The 18320-nt window shown below is 75.6% G+C and carries 18 protein-coding genes; 9 read left to right on the top strand and 9 right to left on the bottom strand.

What is annotated here, in order from left to right:
* The first annotated feature begins 24 nt into the window (after positions 1 to 24).
* The 7 genes from I598_RS09800 (at position 25) to I598_RS09775 (ending at position 4248) form a co-directional block, all read left to right on the top strand.
* Entirely contained in the window at positions 25 to 825 is an 801-nt protein-coding gene (locus tag I598_RS09800; protein ID WP_068202803.1) for a P-loop NTPase, read from the top strand.
* Positions 822 to 1979 (top strand): TadA family conjugal transfer-associated ATPase, encoded by a 1158-nt coding sequence (locus I598_RS09795; protein ID WP_068202802.1) that lies wholly within the window; start codon positions 822 to 824, stop codon positions 1977 to 1979. Before I598_RS09800 ends, I598_RS09795 begins: the two co-directional genes overlap by 4 nt.
* Positions 1976 to 2611 carry a hypothetical protein gene (locus tag I598_RS09790; RefSeq protein WP_068205180.1) on the top strand — a complete coding sequence of 212 codons (636 nt, stop codon included), beginning with the start codon at positions 1976 to 1978 and terminating at the stop codon, positions 2609 to 2611. The genes I598_RS09795 and I598_RS09790 overlap by 4 nt, the downstream gene beginning before the upstream one ends.
* A 49-nt stretch (positions 2612 to 2660) precedes the next feature.
* Entirely contained in the window at positions 2661 to 3239 is a 579-nt protein-coding gene (locus I598_RS09785) for a type II secretion system F family protein (RefSeq protein ID WP_068202801.1), read from the top strand.
* Positions 3240 to 3329: 90 nt separating this feature from the next.
* Positions 3330 to 3494: a DUF4244 domain-containing protein gene (locus I598_RS17410; protein ID WP_083973126.1), complete on the top strand. Its 165-nt coding sequence runs from the start codon at positions 3330 to 3332 to the stop codon at positions 3492 to 3494.
* Between the two features lie 47 nt (positions 3495 to 3541).
* A complete protein-coding gene (locus I598_RS09780) occupies positions 3542 to 3859 on the top strand; it encodes a TadE family type IV pilus minor pilin (RefSeq protein ID WP_232314126.1) in 318 nt (105 codons plus the stop codon).
* Positions 3856 to 4248, top strand: coding sequence for an Rv3654c family TadE-like protein (locus tag I598_RS09775; protein WP_083973124.1), 393 nt, complete (start codon positions 3856 to 3858; stop codon positions 4246 to 4248). Before I598_RS09780 ends, I598_RS09775 begins: the two co-directional genes overlap by 4 nt.
* On the opposite strand, the gene I598_RS09770 is transcribed toward I598_RS09775, so the two are convergent.
* Both I598_RS09770 and I598_RS09765 read right to left on the bottom strand, forming a co-directional pair.
* Positions 4232 to 5104 carry an HpcH/HpaI aldolase/citrate lyase family protein gene (locus tag I598_RS09770; protein ID WP_068202799.1) on the bottom strand — a complete coding sequence of 291 codons (873 nt, stop codon included), beginning with the start codon at positions 5102 to 5104 and terminating at the stop codon, positions 4232 to 4234. The two genes, I598_RS09775 and I598_RS09770, sit on opposite strands and share 17 nt — an antisense overlap.
* The gene (locus tag I598_RS09765) at positions 5101 to 7641 is read right to left on the bottom strand and encodes a DEAD/DEAH box helicase (protein ID WP_068205179.1); all 2541 of its coding nucleotides are present in this window, start codon (positions 7639 to 7641) and stop codon (positions 5101 to 5103) included. The genes I598_RS09770 and I598_RS09765 overlap by 4 nt, the downstream gene beginning before the upstream one ends.
* A 234-nt stretch (positions 7642 to 7875) precedes the next feature.
* Between I598_RS09765 and I598_RS18325 the strand changes: the two genes are divergently transcribed.
* Entirely contained in the window at positions 7876 to 8685 is an 810-nt protein-coding gene (locus I598_RS18325) for a transglycosylase family protein (RefSeq protein ID WP_198155670.1), read from the top strand.
* A 6-nt stretch (positions 8686 to 8691) separates the two neighbouring features.
* Here the strand turns inward: I598_RS18325 and I598_RS09755 are convergent, their stop codons facing one another.
* The 7 genes from I598_RS09755 to I598_RS09725 all read right to left on the bottom strand — a co-directional run bounded on the left by I598_RS09755 (position 8692) and on the right by I598_RS09725 (position 15691).
* Positions 8692 to 10011, bottom strand: coding sequence for a M18 family aminopeptidase (locus I598_RS09755; protein ID WP_418268491.1), 1320 nt, complete (start codon positions 10009 to 10011; stop codon positions 8692 to 8694).
* 34 nt (positions 10012 to 10045) lie between these two features.
* Positions 10046 to 10945, bottom strand: a complete 900-nt coding sequence (locus I598_RS09750; RefSeq protein WP_068202796.1) for a hypothetical protein — start codon at positions 10943 to 10945, stop codon at positions 10046 to 10048.
* A complete protein-coding gene (locus tag I598_RS09745) occupies positions 10942 to 11535 on the bottom strand; it encodes a sigma-70 family RNA polymerase sigma factor (protein WP_068202795.1) in 594 nt (197 codons plus the stop codon). Before I598_RS09745 ends, I598_RS09750 begins: the two co-directional genes overlap by 4 nt.
* Positions 11536 to 11670: 135 nt before the next feature.
* Positions 11671 to 12630 (bottom strand): glycoside hydrolase family 19 protein, encoded by a 960-nt coding sequence (locus I598_RS09740; protein WP_083973122.1) that lies wholly within the window; start codon positions 12628 to 12630, stop codon positions 11671 to 11673.
* 105 nt (positions 12631 to 12735) lie between these two features.
* Complete coding sequence (locus tag I598_RS09735) at positions 12736 to 13731, bottom strand: ArsA family ATPase (RefSeq protein WP_068202794.1); 996 nt, start codon at positions 13729 to 13731, stop codon at positions 12736 to 12738.
* Positions 13722 to 13979, bottom strand: a complete 258-nt coding sequence (locus I598_RS09730) for a cory-CC-star protein (RefSeq protein ID WP_068202793.1) — start codon at positions 13977 to 13979, stop codon at positions 13722 to 13724. Before I598_RS09730 ends, I598_RS09735 begins: the two co-directional genes overlap by 10 nt.
* Positions 13979 to 15691, bottom strand: coding sequence for a carbon starvation CstA family protein (locus tag I598_RS09725; protein WP_068202792.1), 1713 nt, complete (start codon positions 15689 to 15691; stop codon positions 13979 to 13981). The genes I598_RS09730 and I598_RS09725 overlap by 1 nt, the downstream gene beginning before the upstream one ends.
* A gap of 273 nt (positions 15692 to 15964) precedes the next feature.
* Here I598_RS09725 and I598_RS09720 point away from each other — a divergent pair, with 273 nt between their 5' ends.
* A complete protein-coding gene (locus I598_RS09720; RefSeq protein ID WP_068202791.1) occupies positions 15965 to 18265 on the top strand; it encodes a sodium-translocating pyrophosphatase in 2301 nt (766 codons plus the stop codon).
* Positions 18266 to 18320 lie beyond the last annotated feature (55 nt).

Genomic DNA, 18320 nt, shown 5'->3' with positions numbered 1-18320 from the left:
GCACCGTTCGGCCAGGGTGGCCGCATGACCGCACCGGACACCCCGCCCCCGCACCGCCCCGCCCGGCTCGTCGCCGTCGTGGGCGCCGCCGGCGGTGCCGGCACCAGCGTGGTCGCGGCAGCGCTCGCCCGTGCGTGGCGGCGGCGCGGCCCGGCCGCCACCCTCGTCGACCTCGACGTGCCCGGCGCCGGGATCGACGTGCTGCTCGGCGTCGAGGACGAGCGCGGGTCGCGCTGGTCGGACCTCGCCGACGCCCGCGGCACCGTCGACGGCGTGGCGCTGCTGGCCACCCTGCCCCGCTGGGGCGCCGTGCCCGTGCTGTCGGGCAGCCGACACGACCCGCGCCCACCCGCCGACGACGTCGTCCTCGACACCACGACGGCGCTGCTGCGGGCCGGCGAGCGGGTCGTGCTGGACGCGCCCCGTGCCCCGGGCTGGACCGCCTCGACCCGGTCGCTGCTCGCCGCGGCCGACGCCGTCGCCCTCGTCGTCCCGCTCACCGTGCCGGGGGTCGCGGGAGCGGTCAGCACCACGGCGCAGCTCGCGGCCGCCGGAGCCCCGCGCCCGACGGTCGTGGCGCGCGGCCCCGCCCCGGGGCGCGTCGACCCCGCGGGCCTGGCACGCGCCCTCGGCCGCCCGGTCGACGTCGTCGTCGGCTGGGACCCCCGCCTGGCCGCCGCGGTCGAGCTCGGCGCCGGACCCGCGCCCCGCCGCAACGGCCGGCTGCAGAGGGCCGCGGCGGGGCTCGCGGCCCTCGTGGACGGCGCCTCGCACGACGGTCGACCTGCGTCCGCCGTCCCGCCGCAGCCGGTCGGTGCACCGTGAACCGCCTCGACCCCGGGCTGCTCGACGGCGTGCGCTCCCGCGTCTCGGCGACGGGCGGCCTCCCGGACGACCACGCGCTCGCCGACGCGCTCCGAGCCAGCGGGCGCGTGCTGGGTTCCGAGGCGCTCGTCGACCTCACCCGCGCCGCCCGTGCCGAGCTCACCGGGGCCGGTCCGCTCCAGGCGCTCCTGGAGACGCCGGGCGTCACCGACGTCCTCGTCAACGGCCCCGGGCAGGTCTGGGTCGACCAGGGCGACGGGCTGCGGCGCGCCGAGCTCGACGTCGGCGACGCGGCGGACGTGCGGGCGCTCGCGGCCCGCATGGCGGCGCTGGCCGGGCAGCGGCTCGACGACGCCAGCCCCGTGGTGGACGCGCGGCTCCCCGACGGGACGCGGCTGCACGCCGCGGTCGAGCCCGTCGCCGAGGCGGGCGCCGTCATCGCGCTGCGCGTGCTGCGGCAGGCGACGCTCGACCTGCCGGCACTCGTCGCGGGCGGCGGGGTGCCCGAGCCGTGGCGGCCCCTGCTCGACGGGCTCGTCCGGGGCCGGGCCAACCTGCTCGTCACCGGCGGCACCGGCACCGGCAAGACGACGCTCCTCGCGGCCCTGGTCGGCCGCGTGCCCGCCGACGAGCGGATCCTCACCGTCGAGGAGGCGCGCGAGCTCGCACCGGTGCACCCGCACGTCGTGCCGCTGACGGCCCGCCGTCCCAACGTCGAGGGCGTCGGCGAGGTCACGCTGAGCGACCTCGTGCGCGGCGCGCTGCGGATGCGGCCCGACCGGATCGTGGTCGGCGAGTGCCGTGGCGCCGAGGTCCGCGAGCTGCTGCTGGCGCTGAACACCGGCCACGACGGCGGCATGGCGACGCTGCACGCCAACGCCGCCGAGCACGTCCCGGCCCGCCTGGAAGCCCTCGGCGCGCTCGCCGGGATGGGTCGTCAGGCGGTGGCCGCCCAGGCGGCCGCAGCCCTGGACGTCGTGCTGCACCTGCGGCGGCACCGCGGGAGTCGGTTCGTCGCGCAGGTCGCGACCGTCGGGGTCGCCTCCGCCGCCGGCCTCACCGTCGACGTGGCCGCGCGCTGGGACGGCGCCGACGGTCCCGGACCGATCCCGGGACGCGGCTGGGACGCCCTGCTGGACCGGTGGGTCCGGTGACCGCGTGGGTGGGGGTGTGGACGGCGCTGGCCGTCTGGTGCGTCGCCAGGCGGGGTGGCCGGGCCGCCGCCCGGCTGGGCGCTCGCCCGCCACGGTCGGTCGCCCGGTGGCGACGGCGGGGGACCGGGGGTGCCGTCCGGGTGCGGGTCGTCGTGGCGCAGGTCGTGGCGTCCCTGCGCGCCGGCACGCCGCCCGGCGTCGCCTGGACGCGTGTCGCCGGGGTGCCCACCGGACCCGACGGCGTCCCGGACCGGGACGTGCTCGCGGACGTGCTGGGCGGCGCAGGAGCCGCCGCGGCCGTCGTGGCGGCCGCACGGCTCGCCCACGACGTCGGCGCCCCGCCCGCCCGCGTCCTCGAGGCCGTGGGCGCGGCGCTCACCGCCGAGGCGGAGGCGGAGGCCGAGCGTGCGGCCTCCCTCGCCGGACCGCAGGCCACCGCCCGGGTGCTGCTCTGGCTCCCCGTCCTCGGGCTCGTGCTCGGCACCGTGCTCGGCGCCGACCCGTGGGGGACCGCGACGGACGGCGGCGCCGGGACCGCGGCGGTCGTCGTGGGGGTCCTGGCGCTCGGCGTGGGCCGCTGGTGGTCCCGGCGGCTCGTGGCCGCCGCCCGGCGTGCCGGGGGGACGCCATGACGTCGGACGGCACGAGCGGCCCGGGGACCCGGATGAACGAGGCCCGCCGATGAACCCCCTCGGCCTGGCCGCCGCCGTGAGCCTGCTGACCCTGGTGGGCCTCGCCCCGTGGTGGTGGGCGCGGAGCCGGGCGACGGCACGGACCGCCCGCCTGCGCAGGGCGCCCGCCGTCGTCGCACCGGACCCCGGCGCCCTGGTGGACGTCACCGTGCAGCTCGAGCTCGTCGCGGCGGCCGTCCGCTCCGGGGCCGGGCTCGCACGAGCCCTCGACGCCACCGGCCGGGCCGTCGGCGGCTCCGACGGCCGGGCGCTCGTCGTGGTGGCGGCCGGGCTGCGGCTCGGCGCGCCGTGGGACGCCGCCTGGGCCGGCAGCGGCGGCCACGCCCGGCTCGACCCCGTGCGCGACGCCCTGCGCCAGGCGTGGCAGGAGGGCGCCGCCCCCGGCGACGCGCTGCGGGCCGCCGCCGCCGACGTCCGTCAGGAGCGTCGGGCCGCTGTCCGCACCGCCGCGGCCCGTCTGGCCGTCCGGCTCGTGCTGCCCCTCGGCGCCTGCTACCTGCCGGCCTTCGTCCTGCTCGGGCTCACCCCCGTGCTGCTCTCCCTCGGCCTGGACCTGCTGTCCGGCTGACCATCGTCCGCCCCCGTGGGCGGCACCGTGCGGGCCGCCCGGCCCGCACCCACCCGTCCGGGCGACCGCCCGGCCGTCGAAGGAGGAACCATGCACGACACGACGCACGACCCCGAGGCGGGCCTCGCCACCGCCGAGTACGCCATCGCCACCATCGCGGCCGTCGGGTTCGCCGGGCTGCTCATCCTCGTCCTCAAGAGCGACACCGTGCGGGGCATGCTCGAGGGCATCATCGGTTCGGCGCTGTCCGTATGAGCCGCCGCGACCGGGGTCCGTCGAGGCCCGGCCACGAACGCGGGTCGGTGACCGCCGAGCTCGCCGTCGGCATGCCGGTGGTCGTGCTGCTCCTGGTCGCGGTGCTCACGCTCGTGGCCGTGTCCTCCGCGCAGCTCCGCGCGGCGGACGCGGCCCGGGCGGGAGCCCGGATGGTCGCGATCGGCGAGGACGAGGCGGCCGTCCGCGCCGCGGTCGCCCGGGTCGGCGGGCCCGACGCCGGCGTCGCCGTGGTCACCGAGGGGGAGTGGGTGCGGGTGGTCGTCACCCGCCCGCTGGCCGGCGGCTGGCTGGCCGGGCTGCCGCTCACCGCCGACGGCGAGGCCGTCGCCTGGGTCGAGCCGTGACTCCCGCCGGTCGCGCGGCGGTCACCGACCCCGCGCGGGGCGCCGGGACCGTGCTGCTGCTCGGCGTCGTCGCCGTCGTGCTGCTGTGCGTCGTCGGGCTGTCGGCGCTCGGCGGCGCTCAGCACGCCCGCGCCCGCGCCCAGAGCGCCGCCGACCTCGCGGCGCTCGCGGGCGCGACGGGGCACCGGTCGGGGTTCGGGGCGTGCGAGATCGCGAGGGCCGCGGCCGGGCGCAACGGGGCGGACCTCGTCGGGTGCGAGCCTGGCGAGGGCGGGACGGTCACGATCACCGTCACCGTGCGGGCCGGCGGCCCGCTGCCGATCGGGGACGCGACCGCCCGGGCGCGCGCCGGGCCGGACCCGACCGCGACGGTCAGGACGACGGCATGACGCGGAACAGCCGAGCGCGCTCGGAGATGAGGCGGGCGCGGGCCAGGCGCGGCTTGTCCGAGCCGTCGCGGATGATCGACCCGGCGGCCTCGAACTCGGCGAGGAAGTCCATCGCCCACACGACGTCGGCGGGAGCGGGCGACAGGCACTCGTTGACGACCGCCGGCTGCTCCAGGTCGAGGCAGAGGCGACCGGTCATGCCGAGGGCGACGGCGTCGCCGGACTGCTCGCGCAGCAGCGGGTGGCTCGACCCGACGGTCGGGCCGTCGATGGGCCCGGGCAGCCCGCCGATGCGGCTGGCGGTGACGAGCCGTGAGCGGGGGTAGGCCATGGCGAGGGGCTCGTTCGCGGCGCCGGTGTCGCGGCGGTAGTCGCCCGACCCGAAGGCGAGGCGGAACGCGCCCGGCGCACGGGCGATCGACACGGCGTCCTCGATGCCGAGCGCGGACTCCACGAGCGGGATCACCGGGACGCGGCCGCCGAGGCGCTGCGCGGTGTCGACCACCTGGTCGGCGCTCTCGCACTTGGCGAGCACGACGCCGAGCAGCCCGTCGGCGTCGCGCAGGGCGGTCATGTCGTCCTCCCACGCCGCGGAGGTGCGTTCGTTGATGCGCACCCACGCCTGCCCGCCACCGGCGAACCAGTCGAGCACGAGATCGCGGGCCTCGGCCTTGCGGGAGTCGTCGACGGCGTCCTCGCAGTCGAGCACGACCTGGTCGGCGCGGCTGAGCTGCGCGGCGTCGAAGGTGTCGGCGCGCAGGGCGTTGAGCAGGAGCCAGGAGCGGGCGTTCGCCGGGGCGACACGGTGCGCCTCGCGGGTCTCCCGCAGCGTCGCGAGATCGGTGTCCGTCGTCATCCCCCGATCGTAGGTCCGACCGGGGCGTGCGCGAGCACCGCCCCCAGCACGCGCAGGGCCGCGGCCTTGTCCAGCGGCGAGTTCTCGGAGCCGCACTTGGGGGACTGCACGCAGGCGGGACAGCCGTCGGAGCAGGGGCACGCGGTGACGGCGTCGTGGACGGCGCGCAGCCACTGCTCCCCGAGCTCGTACCCGCGCTCGGCGAACCCGGCACCCCCGGGGTAGGCGTCGTAGACGAAGACCGTCGCCTCGCCCGTGTCCGGGTGCTGCGCGGTCGACACGCCCCCGAGGTCCCAACGGTCGCAGGTCGCCAGCAGCGGCAGCAGGCCGATGGCGGCGTGCTCGGCGGCGTGCAGGGCGCCGGGCACGGCGTCGTCGTCGACCCCCGCCGCGCGCAGGACGTGCGTCGGCACGGACCACCACACCGCCTGGGTGCCGAGGGTGCGCTGCGGCAGGTCGAGGGCCTGCGTGCCCAGCACCTGCATGTCGGGGACGCGGCGCCGCTGGAAGCTCACCACCTGGCTCGTCACCTCCACCGGACCGAGGCCCCAGGTGATCGGGCCCCACTCGCGGCGCCGGGCGGGTGCCGCCCCCTCGGGAGCGGGGTGCTCGGCGTCGCCCGGCTCGGCGATCGCGATCTCCATGACCTCCCGCGACCAGGTGCCGTGGTCGACGTCGCGGCGGACGACGAGCGCCACCCGGTCCTCCAGGTCGAGTCGCTCCACGACGAACGTGACGCCCTGGTGGACGTACACGGCGCCGTCGTGCACGTGCCCGTCGGCGGACGCGGCGTCGACGGTGCCCAGCAGGCGTCCCGTCGTGGACTCGACGACGCGCACGGGCTGCCCGCCGGACCCCCGCAGGTCGGCCATGCCCGCGGCGGGCTGGGCGTGCGTCCAGTACCAGCCGGAGGGGCGACGGCGCAGCAGCCCGCGCGCGACGAGGACGTCGAGGATCTCGCGCACCCGCTGCGGGTCGCCGAAGAGGCCGAGCGACTCGGTGCGAAGCGGCAGCTCCTGCGCGGCGGCGCACAGCTGCGGGGCGAGCACGTACGGGTTGGCGGGGTCGAAGACGGACGCCTCCAGAGGGGCGTCGAACACGGCCTCGGGGTGCGTGACGAGGTAGGTGTCGAGCGGGTCCTCGCGGGCGACGAACGCGACGAGCCCGTCGGCCCCGGCGCGGCCTGCGCGTCCCGCCTGCTGCCACAGCGACGTCCGGGTGCCCGGCCAGCCTGCGACGAGCACGGCGTCCAGGCCGGAGATGTCGACGCCGAGCTCGAGGGCGTTGGTGGTGGCCAGCCCGAGGATCTCGCCGGTGCGCAGGGCGCGTTCGAGCTCGCGCCGCTCCTCGGGCAGGTAGCCGCCGCGGTAGGCGGCGACGCGCGCGGGGAGGTCGGGGGAGACGTGCCGCAGGTGGTCGCGCGTCGCCTGGGCGACGGACTCGGCGCCGCGCCGCGACCGGGTGAACGCGAGCGTGCGGGCGCCGTGCGCGGCGAGGTCGGCGAGCAGGTCGGCCGTCTCCGCGGTGGCGGAGCGCCGGGGGTGGTCGGCCGAGCCCTCGGGGGTGAGCACGGCGTCGGCCTCGTGGGCGTCGCGGTCCAAGGGGTCGGGCAGCGCCCACGGGTCGTCGCCGGGCGGCTCGTCGCGGTGCGCGTACCCGGCGATCTCCGGCGGGCGCCACAGCACCACGGTGCGGCGGCCGGCGGGGGAGGTGTCCGCGGTGACGGCGGTGACGCCGTCGGGCGTGGTGCCGACGAGCCGCGCGGCCGTGGCGGCGGGGTCGGCCGTGGTGGCGCTCGCGACGACGACGGCGGGGGCCCGGCCCCCGTGGTGCTCGACGAGGCGGGCGAGCCGTCGCAGCACGAGGGAGACGTGGGCGCCGAAGACGCCGCGGTAGGCGTGCCCCTCGTCGACGACGACGTACCGCAGCCCGCGCAGCAGCCGCGACCAGCGGCGGTGCGCGGGCAGCAGCGCGAAGTGCAGGAAGTCGGGGTTGGTGAGGACGACGTCGGCGTGCTCGACGGCCCACCGGCGCTCCTCGGCGGGGGTGTCGCCGTCGCAGGTGGCGACGCGGACGTCGCGCGTGCCTGCGGCGTCGAGCACCCGGGTCAGCGCGCCGAGCTGGTCCGCGGCGAGCGCCTTGGTCGGGGCGAGGTAGAGGGCGGTGCTGCGGCGGACGACGGCCTCGACCCGGCCGGGTGCCTCGAGCGCGGCGGCGCGGTCGGCGCGGACGGCGCTCAGCGCGGGGAGCCAGAACGCCAGCGACTTGCCGGACCCGGTGGAGGTGGCCAGGGCCACGTGCTGCCCGGACCAGGCGGCCTCGGCGGCCTCGACCTGGTGGCGCCACGGCCGGTCGACGCCGAGCGCGCGGTAGCCGGCGACGACGGCCGGGTCCGCCCAGGAGGGCCAGTCGGCGTGCGTGCCGGTGCGGCCGGGCAGGGTGCGGGCGTGGGTAAGCCGGTCGGCGCGGGTGCCGTGCGCGGTGAGGACGTCGAGCAGCGGGTGCTGCGCGGCGTCGGGGGGTGGGGCGGTCGGCACGGCCACAGTCTCGCACCGGCGACACCGAGGTGCGGTTCGTACGGTGCTGAGGCATTCTCCGTCTTTCGCACGGCATGTCACGGCGAGAGCATGAAAGAGCGCTTTGTTGTCTCTGCGCGATAGGAGTGGCGATGTGCATTAAGCGACGCGCGACATGTCGAGCGAAATTGAAGATGTTGTGAATTCTCGCCGATCGACTTCGTTATCAAAGCGTGATCTCGTTTCCTGGTGGGCATGCCCCGACTCCGCACCCCTCGGCTCGCCGCCGCCCTCGCCACCGTGACGGCCGCCGCGCTCGTCCCCCTGAGCGTCGCCCCGGCGTCCGCCGCCCCCGCCACGCACGCCTCCACGACCACCGCCGCCACCCCCGCGACCGCCCGCACGGCCACCCTCCCGGCCGCGTCCCGCTCCGCCGTCCGCTGGGTGAAGAAGGACCGCGCCCGTGTCGTCGCGAAGCGGGACCGCGACAGCCGCGTCATCGCCCGCCCGAGCGACGGCGTCCGCCTCGTCGTCGTCGACCGCGCGAACCACCAGCTCAAGGTGCGGCTGCCCGGCGGCAAGGTCGGCTGGATCCGCAAGGCGGTCGTCACCACCACGCCGCTGGCGAACGTCGGCGGCACCCGGTACACCGACGGCAAGGTCACCGTGACCAAGCGCGTGAACGGTGCGTCCCGCTCCGTCGCGCGCGCCGCCCTCGGCACCGAGGTCAAGCGCGTCGCGCGCACCACCGGTCGGGAGACCAACCGCGTCAAGGTCGAGCTTCCGAACGGGAAGACCGGCTGGGTGTCGGCCAAGAAGCTCACCCGGCGCGACGTCTGGGGCCAGCTCGCGAACTGCGAGTCCGGTGGGCGCCCCGGCATCAGCACCGGCAACGGCTACTACGGCATGTACCAGTTCACGGCCTCCACCTGGCGCGCCGTGGGCGGCCGGAGCCTGCCGCACCGCAACAGCGCCGCCGAGCAGACCAAGCGCGCCCAGATCCTCCAGGACCGTGCCGGCTGGGGCCAGTGGCCGCACTGCACCCGCAAGCTCGGCCTGCGCTGACCTCGCTCAGCCGGCCAGCACCGCCGCCATCGCGCGGGACAGGTACCAGGGGTCGACGACGGCCGTGAGCTCGCGCGCGGAGTGCATCGACAGGATGGGCACGCCGACGTCGACCACGCGGATCCCGAGCCGGGTCGCGGTGATCGGGCCGATGGTGGAGCCGCAGGGGATCGCGTTGTTCGACACGAACTCCTGGGTGGGCACGCCCGCGGCCGCGCAGGCCTGCTGCCAGCGGGCGGCGCCGTGCGCGTCGGTGGCGTAGCGCTGGTTGGCGTTGATCTTGAGGATCGGACCGCCGCCGGCGACCGGGTGGTTCGCGGGGTCGTGGCGCTCCGGGTAGTTGGGGTGCACGGCGTGCCCGACGTCGGAGCTGACGCACAGCGACGCGGCGAACGCGCGGCGACGGTCCTCCCCGCCCGCCCCCAGGGCGCGGGACACGCGGCCGAGGACGTCCGCGAGGAACGGCCCGGCGGCCCCGGACCGGGACGCCGACCCGATCTCCTCGTGGTCGAACGCGGCGAGCACCGCGACGCTTCTCAGGTCGGCCGGGTCGACGGCGAGGAGCGCGACGAGCGCGGCGTGCGTCGACAGCAGGTTGTCGAGGCGTCCCGACGCCCACAGCGACCCGCCCGCGCCGAAGGCGCGCGGCGTCTGGGTGTCCGCGACGACGACGTCGTAGCCGAGCACGTCGGCCGGGTCCACGGCGCCGTCGGCGGACTCGACGCGCGCCGCCAGCTCGGCGAGCACGTCGGCGTCCGCGACGTCGCCGAGGCCGAACACGGGCTGCGTGTGCCGCTGCTTGTCGAGCGTGAGCCCGTCGTTCACGGACCGGTCGAGGTGGACCGCGAGCTGCGGGATGCGCGCGAACGGTCCGGTGCGGACCAGGTGCTCGGAGCCGTCGCGCAGCACGATGCGGCCGGCGAGCTCCAGCTCGCGGTCCAGCCAGGAGTTCAGCAGCGGCCCGCCGTACACCTCGACGCCCGCCTGCCACCAGCCGTCACGGCCCGTCGTCGGGCGCGGCTTGAGCTTGAAGCCCGGGGAGTCGGTGTGGGTGCCGAGCACCGTGAACGGCGTCGTCGGTCCGGACTGCTCCGGGACGGCGAACGCGATCGCCGACCCGTCGCGCACGACGACGTAGCGCCCGCCGGGCACGACGTCCCACGCGGCGGTCTCGTCGAGCGGTGCGTAGCCGGCGTCCTGCGCGCGGCGGGCCACCTCCGCGGCGGCGTGGTACGAGGACGGGGACGCGACCACGAACGCGCCGAGGTCCTCGGCGTGGGTGCGGGCGTCGTCGGGGACGTGCGTGCTGTTGGCTGCGGCGACCATGTCCCGCATCCTCCCACGACGCCCGTCGGGCGGGTCAGCCGCCCGCGCCCCCGAGGGCCGGGGCGCGGACCGTCCCGTCCGGGTCGACCGTCACGGCGAAGGGCTCACCGAGCAGCAGCCCGAGGGGTTCGAGGTCGGCCGACCACACGCGGGTGAACGCCCGCACCTCGTAGGCGCCCGCGGGCAGGTCGTGCGGGTAGGCCGTACGGCCCTCCACCCTGCCGTCCGGGGCGCACGACCAGCCGACGGTGTCCTCGGCCGTGAGGTCGACCGTCGCGGCGGCGGGGTCGAGGATGCTCTCCAGGGTGTTCGTCCCCAGGTCCACGAGGCGGCCGTCCTGGGCCCAGAGCAGGGTGACCCCGTTGACCTGCGTCCCGTCCGGCGCGTCGTCGCCGAGGGCGAGCCGCACCCCGACCCGCGCGTAGGCGGGGTCGTCCGCCGTGCCGGGCTCGGCGAGCACGCCGTCGGCGGGTTCGCCGTTCGTCGTCAGCGTCCCTCCGCCCCACGAGGGGGGCAGGTCCTCGACCGGCAGACCGCACACGATGGCGGTCTGCTCCATCCAGGACGGCTGGTGGCCGTCCTGGAACAGCGCCCGGTCGTCCGCGCCCGAGGTCTCCGACGCCGTCGGCACGGGGTCGGTCGGCACCGGGTCGTCGGACGGCGTCGGCGTGACCGCGGGCACGGGGTCCGGCGGCGGCTCCGGCAGCAGGGTCGCACCACCGACGACGAGCGCCCCGGCGACGGCGAACGTCGACGCACCCAGAGCGACCTGCTTGGCGGTGCGTCGGCGGCGCACCCGGGCACGCACCGTCCCGAGCGCGTCGTCCAGCTGCGACGCCTGCGCGCCGAGACCGGCGAGGACGTCGAGCTCGCGGCGCAGCACGGAACCGGTGCCGGGGTCGGCCCAGTCGTCGCGGGCGTGGTTCGTGCTCATCGGTCTGCCCTCCGGTCGGTGCCGTGCGTGGTGGCGGGAGCGTCGTCGGGCACGGCCAGCAGGTCGCGCAGCGTCGCCGCGGCGTCCGCCAGGTACCGCTTGACGGTGCCCTGGGCGAGGTCGAGCTCCGCCGCGACCTGGGGCACGGTGAGGTCGTCGTAGTAGCGCAGGACCACGCAGGCCCGCTGCCGGGGGCTCAGGCGGCCCAGGGCGGCGGCGACGTCGGCGCGGGCCGTGGCGCCCGACGCCGGTCCGCGCACGTGCTCGTCGTCGGCGGCGAGGTGCGCCACCGCACGCCACCGGCGTCGACGCCGGTACTCGTCGAGGTACAGGGTGAGGATCGCGCGGCGCACGTACGCCTCGTTCGTCTCGCTGCCCGGGGTGCGCCGCGCCGGGGCGTCGCCGTCCAGCGGGTACACGCCCGCGCCGGTGCGGGCCGGGCGGCGCAGCCGGGCGAAGACCTTGACCAGCGCGTCCTGCACCAGGTCCTCCGCCTGGCGCTGCTCGCCGCAGAGCACGTAGGCGTACCCGACGAGCGCTCGTCCGCGCCGTCGTGCGAGCTCGGCGAGCTCGTCCTCCCAGTCGGCCATGACCGTCCCCTCCGTCGTCCTACTGTGCAGGACGACCAGGGGGCGCGAAACGTTGGGTCCGCCGGGCGCAGCGCCGGTGGACGGGCAGGGGCCGCCGGCGGTCGCACCGCCGACGGCCCCCGGGCCCGAGGTGGCTCAGCAGCTCAGGTTGCCGCCCGTGGTCGTCCCCAGGACCTGGACGAACCGCTGGAACGCGGCGATGCGGCTCTGCACCTGGGCGGGGTTGCCGCCGTTGCACTCGAGGGTGCCGTTGATGGAGCGGATCGTCTCGCCGAACCCGGCGCCGTTCACGATGGCCTGGTGGCCGGTCATCGTGCCGGGGCCGGACTGGGTGTTCCAGTACCAGAGCGCGGTCTTCCAGGCGACGGCCGGGTCGGTCTCCACCAGGTACGGGTTGTTGAGCAGGTCGATGCCGAGGGCGTCACCGGCGGCCTTGTAGTTGTAGTTCCAGGAGAGCTGGATCGGGCCCTTGCCGTAGTAGGCGGACTGCCCGGCCGGGCAGCCGTACGGCTGGGACGCGTCGCAGTAGTGGGGGTAGTTCGCGGTGTTGATCTCCTTGACGTACCGGAGCCCGCCGGACTCGTGGTCGACGTTGGCGAGGAACGCCGCGGCCTCGCGCTTCGCGATCTCGGGGCCGCCGGCGGACGCGAAGTCCGGGTAGGCGCCGACGGCGGCCACGAGACCGTCGTAGGTGTAGAAGGAGCTGCGCTGCGGGAACATCTGCTCGAACTGGGCCCGGCTGACGACGAGGTCGCCGGTGGCCGGCGGGTCGGTCGGCGGGTCGGTGGGCGTCGTGGTGCCGCCGCAGGCGCCGTCGGCGCGCCAGACGCCCCACTGGCCAGTGGTGCCAGGCGTCTCACCCTGGGTCCACCACTGCGCGGTCCAGTTCTGACCGCCGTGGGAGACGGCGGCTCCACCGGTGTAGACCGCCGTGGAGGACCAGGCGGCGGCGCAGGTGGCGGCGCCGGCCGGGGCGGCGGGGCCCGCCGTGGACCAGACCAGGAGTCCGGCGGCGGCGACGGTGAAGGCGGCCAGGGCGGTGGCGACGCGGTGCCGCACCGGGCTGCGCCGGGCGTGTGCTGTCGTGCGGGTCATGGTCGTCGGCCTTTCGTGAGGAATGCGGACTTTCCCGAGTCTGGCCGCCCCGCCCCCGGGTGGACAACACCCGTACACGCCCCGCGCCGGGGGTGTGGAGAACCCTTACGCCGGCCGCCCGCCGAGCAGGTCGCCGAGCCCGACCAGGGCGTCCGCGCCCACGAGGTCGTCCGGCAGCAGCGGCACCTCGACGAGCGGGAGGTGCCCCAGGCGGTCCCGCAGCACGGCCAGGTGCCCGGCCTCCGCGTCGTGGCGGGCGGCGAGCAGCGGGCCGGCGTCGCGCGGCGAGCGCTTGTTGACGACGAGCCCGCCGACGGGCACCCGCAGCGCCTCGAGCTGCGCGACCAGCTCGACGGACTCCAGCACCGGCAGCCGCTCCGCCGCCAGCACGACGACGAACGCGCACCGCTCCCGGTCGGTGAGGACGTCGGCGAGCACGGCGAACCGTTCTCGCCGCCGCGTCAGGACGGACCGGATCTCGGCGTCCCGCCGGGCCTCCGCCTCCCCGCGCCCGCCCAGCATCTGCGCGGCGGCCCCCAGCCGCTCCGACCGGTCGCGACGCCGCAGCAGCCCGTCGGTCCACGCCCCCATCGTCTCCGGCAGGGACAGCAGGCGCGCCGTGTGACCCGACGGGGCCGTGTCGAACACGACGAGGTCGTAGTCGGCGAGCCCGACGCCGACGAGGTCCGCGACGCGCTCCAGCACGGCCGCCTCGTGCATGCCGGGGGCGTCCCGGGCGAGGTCGAGGTGGCGGTCCACCTCGCCGCCGAGGTGCTCCGGCATGAGCCGCCGCAGCGTCGCGCGCACCGCGGCCAGGTGCGCCGCGGTCGTCCGAGCCGGGTCGACCTCCACGCCGTCGAGGAACCCGGCGGGCGCCCCGTCGGGTCCGGCCGGCCCGTCGGCGAGGCGCACGACGTCGTCGCCCACCGTGCGCTCCCACAGGTGTCCGAGGTTGTGCGCCGGGTCGGTGGACACCACCAGCACGCGCCGCCCGGAGCGCGCCGCCGCCAACGCCGTCGCCGACGCGACCGACGTCTTGCCGACGCCGCCCTTGCCGCCGAGGAACAGCACGCGCCGCCGCGCGGCGAGGTCTAGCAGCACGACACGTGGTCCAGGGGCGAGCGTTCCAGGCCGATCCGGGTGTGCCACTCGTGCACCCGGTCCGCCACCAGGGGCAGCATCTCGACCGTGTAGTAGGAGGCCGGGTTCGGCACCCCGAGCGCCTCGGCGAGGACGACGAGCGTGAACAGGTCGTCCTCGTCGCGGCGGGCACGAGCCATCGTGCGCCGGTACGGCGCCTCGTAGAACTCGCGCAGCCCCGCCGAGAAGGCGCCCAGGGTGCCGCGCATCAGCGCTCCGTGCCCGCGCCGACCGAGCCGGACGTGACGGGCTCGTCCGTCTCCGGGTCGAACGTGCCCTTGCGGGCCGCCTGCATCGCGATCGCCGACTCCAGCGCCACCCACAGGGACGCGACGAGGATGACGACGTCGAGGGCGAGCAGCAGCCAGTTCTGGTCGTTCCAGAAGGTGCCGAGCTGCACGATCAGCGCGTAGATCGACATGACCATGACGAACACGAGCGGGATCAGCACCGGCAGCGGGTTGCGCTTCTTGCGCAGCAGGATCACCGCGATGATCGCCAGCGTCAGCGACGCCAGGAGCTGGTTCGTCGTGCCGAAGAGCGGCCAGATGAGCAGGCCGCCGGAGCCGTCGGCGCCGGTGGAGAAGGTCAGCGCCATGGCGACGACCAGCACGACCAGCGTCGCGACGGCCTTGTTGACCTTCACGCCCAGCACCTCGCCGGCTTCCTGGACGACGAACCGTTGCAGGCGCACGCCGGTGTCCATGGTGGTGGCGGCGAACAGCACGGCCATCGTCGCGAGGATCGTCGCGGAGAGCGACGGCGAGATCCCGAGACCCGCGTTCATGATCGCGCCGCCGCCCTCGACGAACGCGGAGACACCGCCCTGGTTGAACGCGCTGTACACGGCCTCCCAGTCGGCGAGCGTCTGGTAGCCGGCCGTCGCGGCGATGATCGCGCCGAGCGCCAGCATGCCCTCGCCGACGGCCCCGAAGTAGCCGACGAACCGGCCGTCGGTCTCCTTGTCGAGCTGCTTCGACGACGTGCCGGACGACACCATGCCGTGGAAGCCCGAGATGGCGCCGCACGCGACGGTCACGAACAGCAGCGGCACGATGGACGGCGTGCCCTCGGGGACGGCGCTGTTGATGGCGGGGGCCACGATCGTCGGGTTGGCGATCAGCACGGCCCCGTAGAGCAGCGCGAGGCCGACGAAGAGCTGGACGCCGTTGATGTAGTCGCGGGGCTGGAGCAGCACCCACACCGGCAGCAAGGACGCGATGCCCGCGTACAGGAACAGCGCCGTGATCCAGAACGCCGCCGGGGACATGCCGAGGATCGGGTCGGGCAGCTCGACCGGGAACCGGTCGCCCAGGAGGATCAGCCCGTACAGGGCGACGACGCCGATGACGGTGGTGAGCGGCAGGCTGATCTTCCAGCGGTAGATCATCTGGCCGACGATCAGCGCGACGACGATGGCACCCCACACGGGGATGACGGACGTCGGGGTCGAGATGAGCAGGTTCGTGATGACGGTCGCGAACGCCGCGACCACCATGAGCAGCAGCAGGAAGATCACGACGAGGAACAGGTTGCGCCCGCGCGCCCCGATGTACCGCCCGGACAGCATGCCCATGGACTGGCCGCGGTTGCGCACGGACGCCCACAGGGCGCCCATGTCGTGCATGCCCGCGAAGAACACCGTGCCGAGGGTGACCCACAGGAAGGCGGGCAGCCACCCCCAGATGACGGCGACGGCGGGTCCGACGATGGGTGCCGCGCCGGCGACCGAGGTGAAGTGGTGGCCCCACAGGACGAACTTGTTGGTCGGCACGAAGTCGACGCCGTCGTTCACCTCGTGGGCCGGGGTGCGGAAGCTCGCGTCGAGCTGGTACACACGTTTCCCGAGGAACTTCGAGTAGAGGAAGTAGCCGGCCAGCACCATGGCGAGGCCGACGATCATCAGCACGAGGGAGTTCATGCGCGTTCCCGTCCGGTCGTCGTTGACACGATTTCGCCCCGACTCTAGGGGCAGCCGCGCGGGTTCTCGAATCCGCAGGTCGTGGGCACGTGCGTCGGCACGTGCGTCGTCGGGGCGTCACGACTCGTCGCCCGGGGCGCGTTCGTGACCGCCGTCACATGTGGGTAGACTCCCCGGCATCCCGTCGTCAACGGCGACGACGGGAGCTTTTCCCCAGGCGCTGCGCCCGGTCGCCGTCGACCAGGTGCACGTGGCACACGTCGAGGAGGACGGATGCTCACACTCGGAGCGGACAGCATCACGATCGTCGCCGTCATCGCGGTGATCGCCCTGGCATCACTGGTGTGCGCAGCCGTGCTGCGCAAGCAGGTGCTCGCCTACGGCGACGGCACCGCCGCGATGCAGGACATCGCCCGTGGCGTGCAGGAGGGTGCGTCGGCCTACCTCAGCCGGCAGTTTCGCACGCTGGCACTGTTCGCCGTCGTCGTGTTCGGCCTGCTGTTCCTGCTCCCCGGCGACGGGGACGTCCGCATCGGCCGGTCGATCGCGTTCCTCGTCGGCGCCGGCTTCTCCGCCGCCATCGGCTACCTCGGCATGTGGCTCGCCGTGCGGGCCAACGTGCGCGTCGCCGCCGCGGCCACCGGCCCCGACGGCCGGGCCACCGGCGCGCGGATCGCGTTCCGCACCGGCGGCGTCGTCGGCATGTCCGTCGTCGGCCTCGGCCTGTTCGGGGCGGCCGTCGTCGTGCTGATCTACCGCGGGGACGCACCGGCCGTCCTGGAAGGTTTCGGGTTCGGGGCCGCGCTGCTCGCGATGTTCATGCGGGTCGGCGGCGGCATCTTCACCAAGGCGGCCGACGTCGGCGCCGACCTCGTCGGCAAGGTCGAGCAAGGCATCCCCGAGGACGACCCCCGCAACGCCGCGACCATCGCCGACAACGTGGGCGACAACGTCGGCGACTGCGCCGGCATGGCCGCCGACCTCTTCGAGTCCTACGCCGTCACCCTGGTGGCCGCGCTCATCCTCGGCAAGGCCGTCATGGGGGAGCAGGGGCTCGTCTTCCCGCTGGTCGTCACGGCCATCGGCGCGTTCGTCGCCCTGCTGGGCGTCCTCATCACCCGCGTGCGCGGCACGGAGTCGGGGCTGCGGGCCATCAACCGCGGCTTCTACATCTCGGCCGTCGTCGGCGCGGTCCTCGCCGGGTTGGCAGCGTTCGCCTACCTGCCCGACTCGTTCGCCGCGATGGGCGGCACGGCCGACCTCAGCGGCGTCACCTCCGACCCGCGGGTCGTCGCCTCCCTCGCCGTGCTCGTCGGGATCGTCCTGGCCGGCATCATCCTGTGGGTCACCGGCTACTTCACCGGCACCGACTCCAAGCCCACCCGGCACGTCGCCGCCACGTCGAAGACGGGCGCCGCGACGGTCGTGCTGTCCGGCATCGGGGTCGGCTTCGAGTCCGCCGTCTACACCGCGGGCATCATCGCCGCCGCCATCTGCGGCGTGTTCCTCCTGGCCGGCGGGTCCATCTGGTTGTCCCTGTTCCTCGTGGCGCTCGCCGGCTGCGGCCTCCTCACGACGGTGGGCGTCATCGTCGCGATGGACACGTTCGGGCCCGTGAGCGACAACGCGCAGGGCATCTACGAGATGTCTCGTGACGTCTCCGCGAACGACGCCGAGGAGGGCGAGGCCGCGCAGATCCTCACCGACCTCGACGCCGTCGGCAACACCACCAAGGCCATCACCAAGGGCATCGCCATCGCGACGGCGGTGCTCGCCGCCACCGCGCTGTTCGGGTCCTACGCCGACGCCGTCGAGAAGGCGGTCGCCGAGGTCACCACCGTCGGGTCCGGGCTGGTCGGGTCGATGCTCAGCTACGAGATCATCTCGCCCGTCACGCTGGTGGGCGTCATCCTCGGCGCCGCCACGGTGTTCCTGTTCTCCGGCCTGGCGATCGACGCCGTCACCCGTGCCGCCGGGGCCATCGTCATGGAGGTGCGCCGCCAGTTCCGCGAGCACCCCGGGATCATGACGTACGAGGAGCGCCCGGAGTACGGCCGCGTGGTCGACATCTGCACGAAGGACTCGCTGCGCGAGCTCGCCACCCCCGGCCTGCTCGCCGCGTTCGCGCCGATCGCCGTCGGGTTCGGGCTCGGCGTCGGGCCGCTCGCCGGGTTCCTCGCCGGGACCATCGGCGCCGGCGTGCTCATGGCGATCTTCCTCGCCAACTCCGGCGGCGCGTGGGACAACGCGAAGAAGATCGTCGAGGACGGCGCGTACGGCGGCAAGGGTTCGGAGGCGCACGCCGCCACCGTCATCGGCGACACCGTCGGCGACCCCTTCAAGGACACCGCCGGCCCGGCCATCAACCCGCTCATCAAGGTGATGAACCTCGTCTCGCTGCTCATCGCCCCCGCCGTCGTCATGCTCAGCGTGCCCGCGGACGCCAACCACACGCTGCGCATCGGGATCGCGCTGGTGGCCGCCGCGATCGCGTTCGGCGCGGTAGTCCTGTCCCGGCTGCGGGCCGCGCGGGTGGACGCCGAGCAGTCGGCCGACGCCGTGCCGGTGCGCTGACCGCGGCGGCCGTTCGTCGCCATCCCAGCACCTGGTCGACGGAACAGCGCCTCCG

This window comes from Isoptericola dokdonensis DS-3 (genome assembly GCF_001636295.1).
Taxonomy (GTDB): domain Bacteria; phylum Actinomycetota; class Actinomycetes; order Actinomycetales; family Cellulomonadaceae; genus Isoptericola; species Isoptericola dokdonensis.
The sequence above is the reverse complement of the archived record's forward strand: the minus strand, read 5'-3'. Positions and strand labels throughout refer to the sequence as shown.

Excerpts from the sequence above, each read along its gene's own strand:
- I598_RS09800 (WP_068202803.1), top strand. The coding sequence starts at position 25 with ATGACCGCACCGGACACCCCGCCCCCGCACCGCCCCGCCCGGCTCGTC.
- I598_RS09785 (WP_068202801.1), top strand. The coding sequence starts at position 2,661 with ATGAACCCCCTCGGCCTGGCCGCCGCCGTGAGCCTGCTGACCCTGGTG.
- I598_RS17410 (WP_083973126.1), top strand. The coding sequence starts at position 3,330 with ATGCACGACACGACGCACGACCCCGAGGCGGGCCTCGCCACCGCCGAG.
- I598_RS09770 (WP_068202799.1), bottom strand. The coding sequence starts at position 5,104 with ATGACGACGGACACCGATCTCGCGACGCTGCGGGAGACCCGCGAGGCG.
- I598_RS18325 (WP_198155670.1), top strand. The coding sequence starts at position 7,876 with ATGCCCCGACTCCGCACCCCTCGGCTCGCCGCCGCCCTCGCCACCGTG.
- I598_RS09755 (WP_418268491.1), bottom strand. The coding sequence starts at position 10,011 with ATGGTCGCCGCAGCCAACAGCACGCACGTCCCCGACGACGCCCGCACC.
- I598_RS09750 (WP_068202796.1), bottom strand. The coding sequence starts at position 10,945 with ATGAGCACGAACCACGCCCGCGACGACTGGGCCGACCCCGGCACCGGT.
- I598_RS09745 (WP_068202795.1), bottom strand. The coding sequence starts at position 11,535 with ATGGCCGACTGGGAGGACGAGCTCGCCGAGCTCGCACGACGGCGCGGA.
- I598_RS09740 (WP_083973122.1), bottom strand. The coding sequence starts at position 12,630 with ATGACCCGCACGACAGCACACGCCCGGCGCAGCCCGGTGCGGCACCGC.
- I598_RS09730 (WP_068202793.1), bottom strand. The coding sequence starts at position 13,979 with ATGCGCGGCACCCTGGGCGCCTTCTCGGCGGGGCTGCGCGAGTTCTAC.
- I598_RS09725 (WP_068202792.1), bottom strand. The coding sequence starts at position 15,691 with ATGAACTCCCTCGTGCTGATGATCGTCGGCCTCGCCATGGTGCTGGCC.
- I598_RS09720 (WP_068202791.1), top strand. The coding sequence starts at position 15,965 with ATGCTCACACTCGGAGCGGACAGCATCACGATCGTCGCCGTCATCGCG.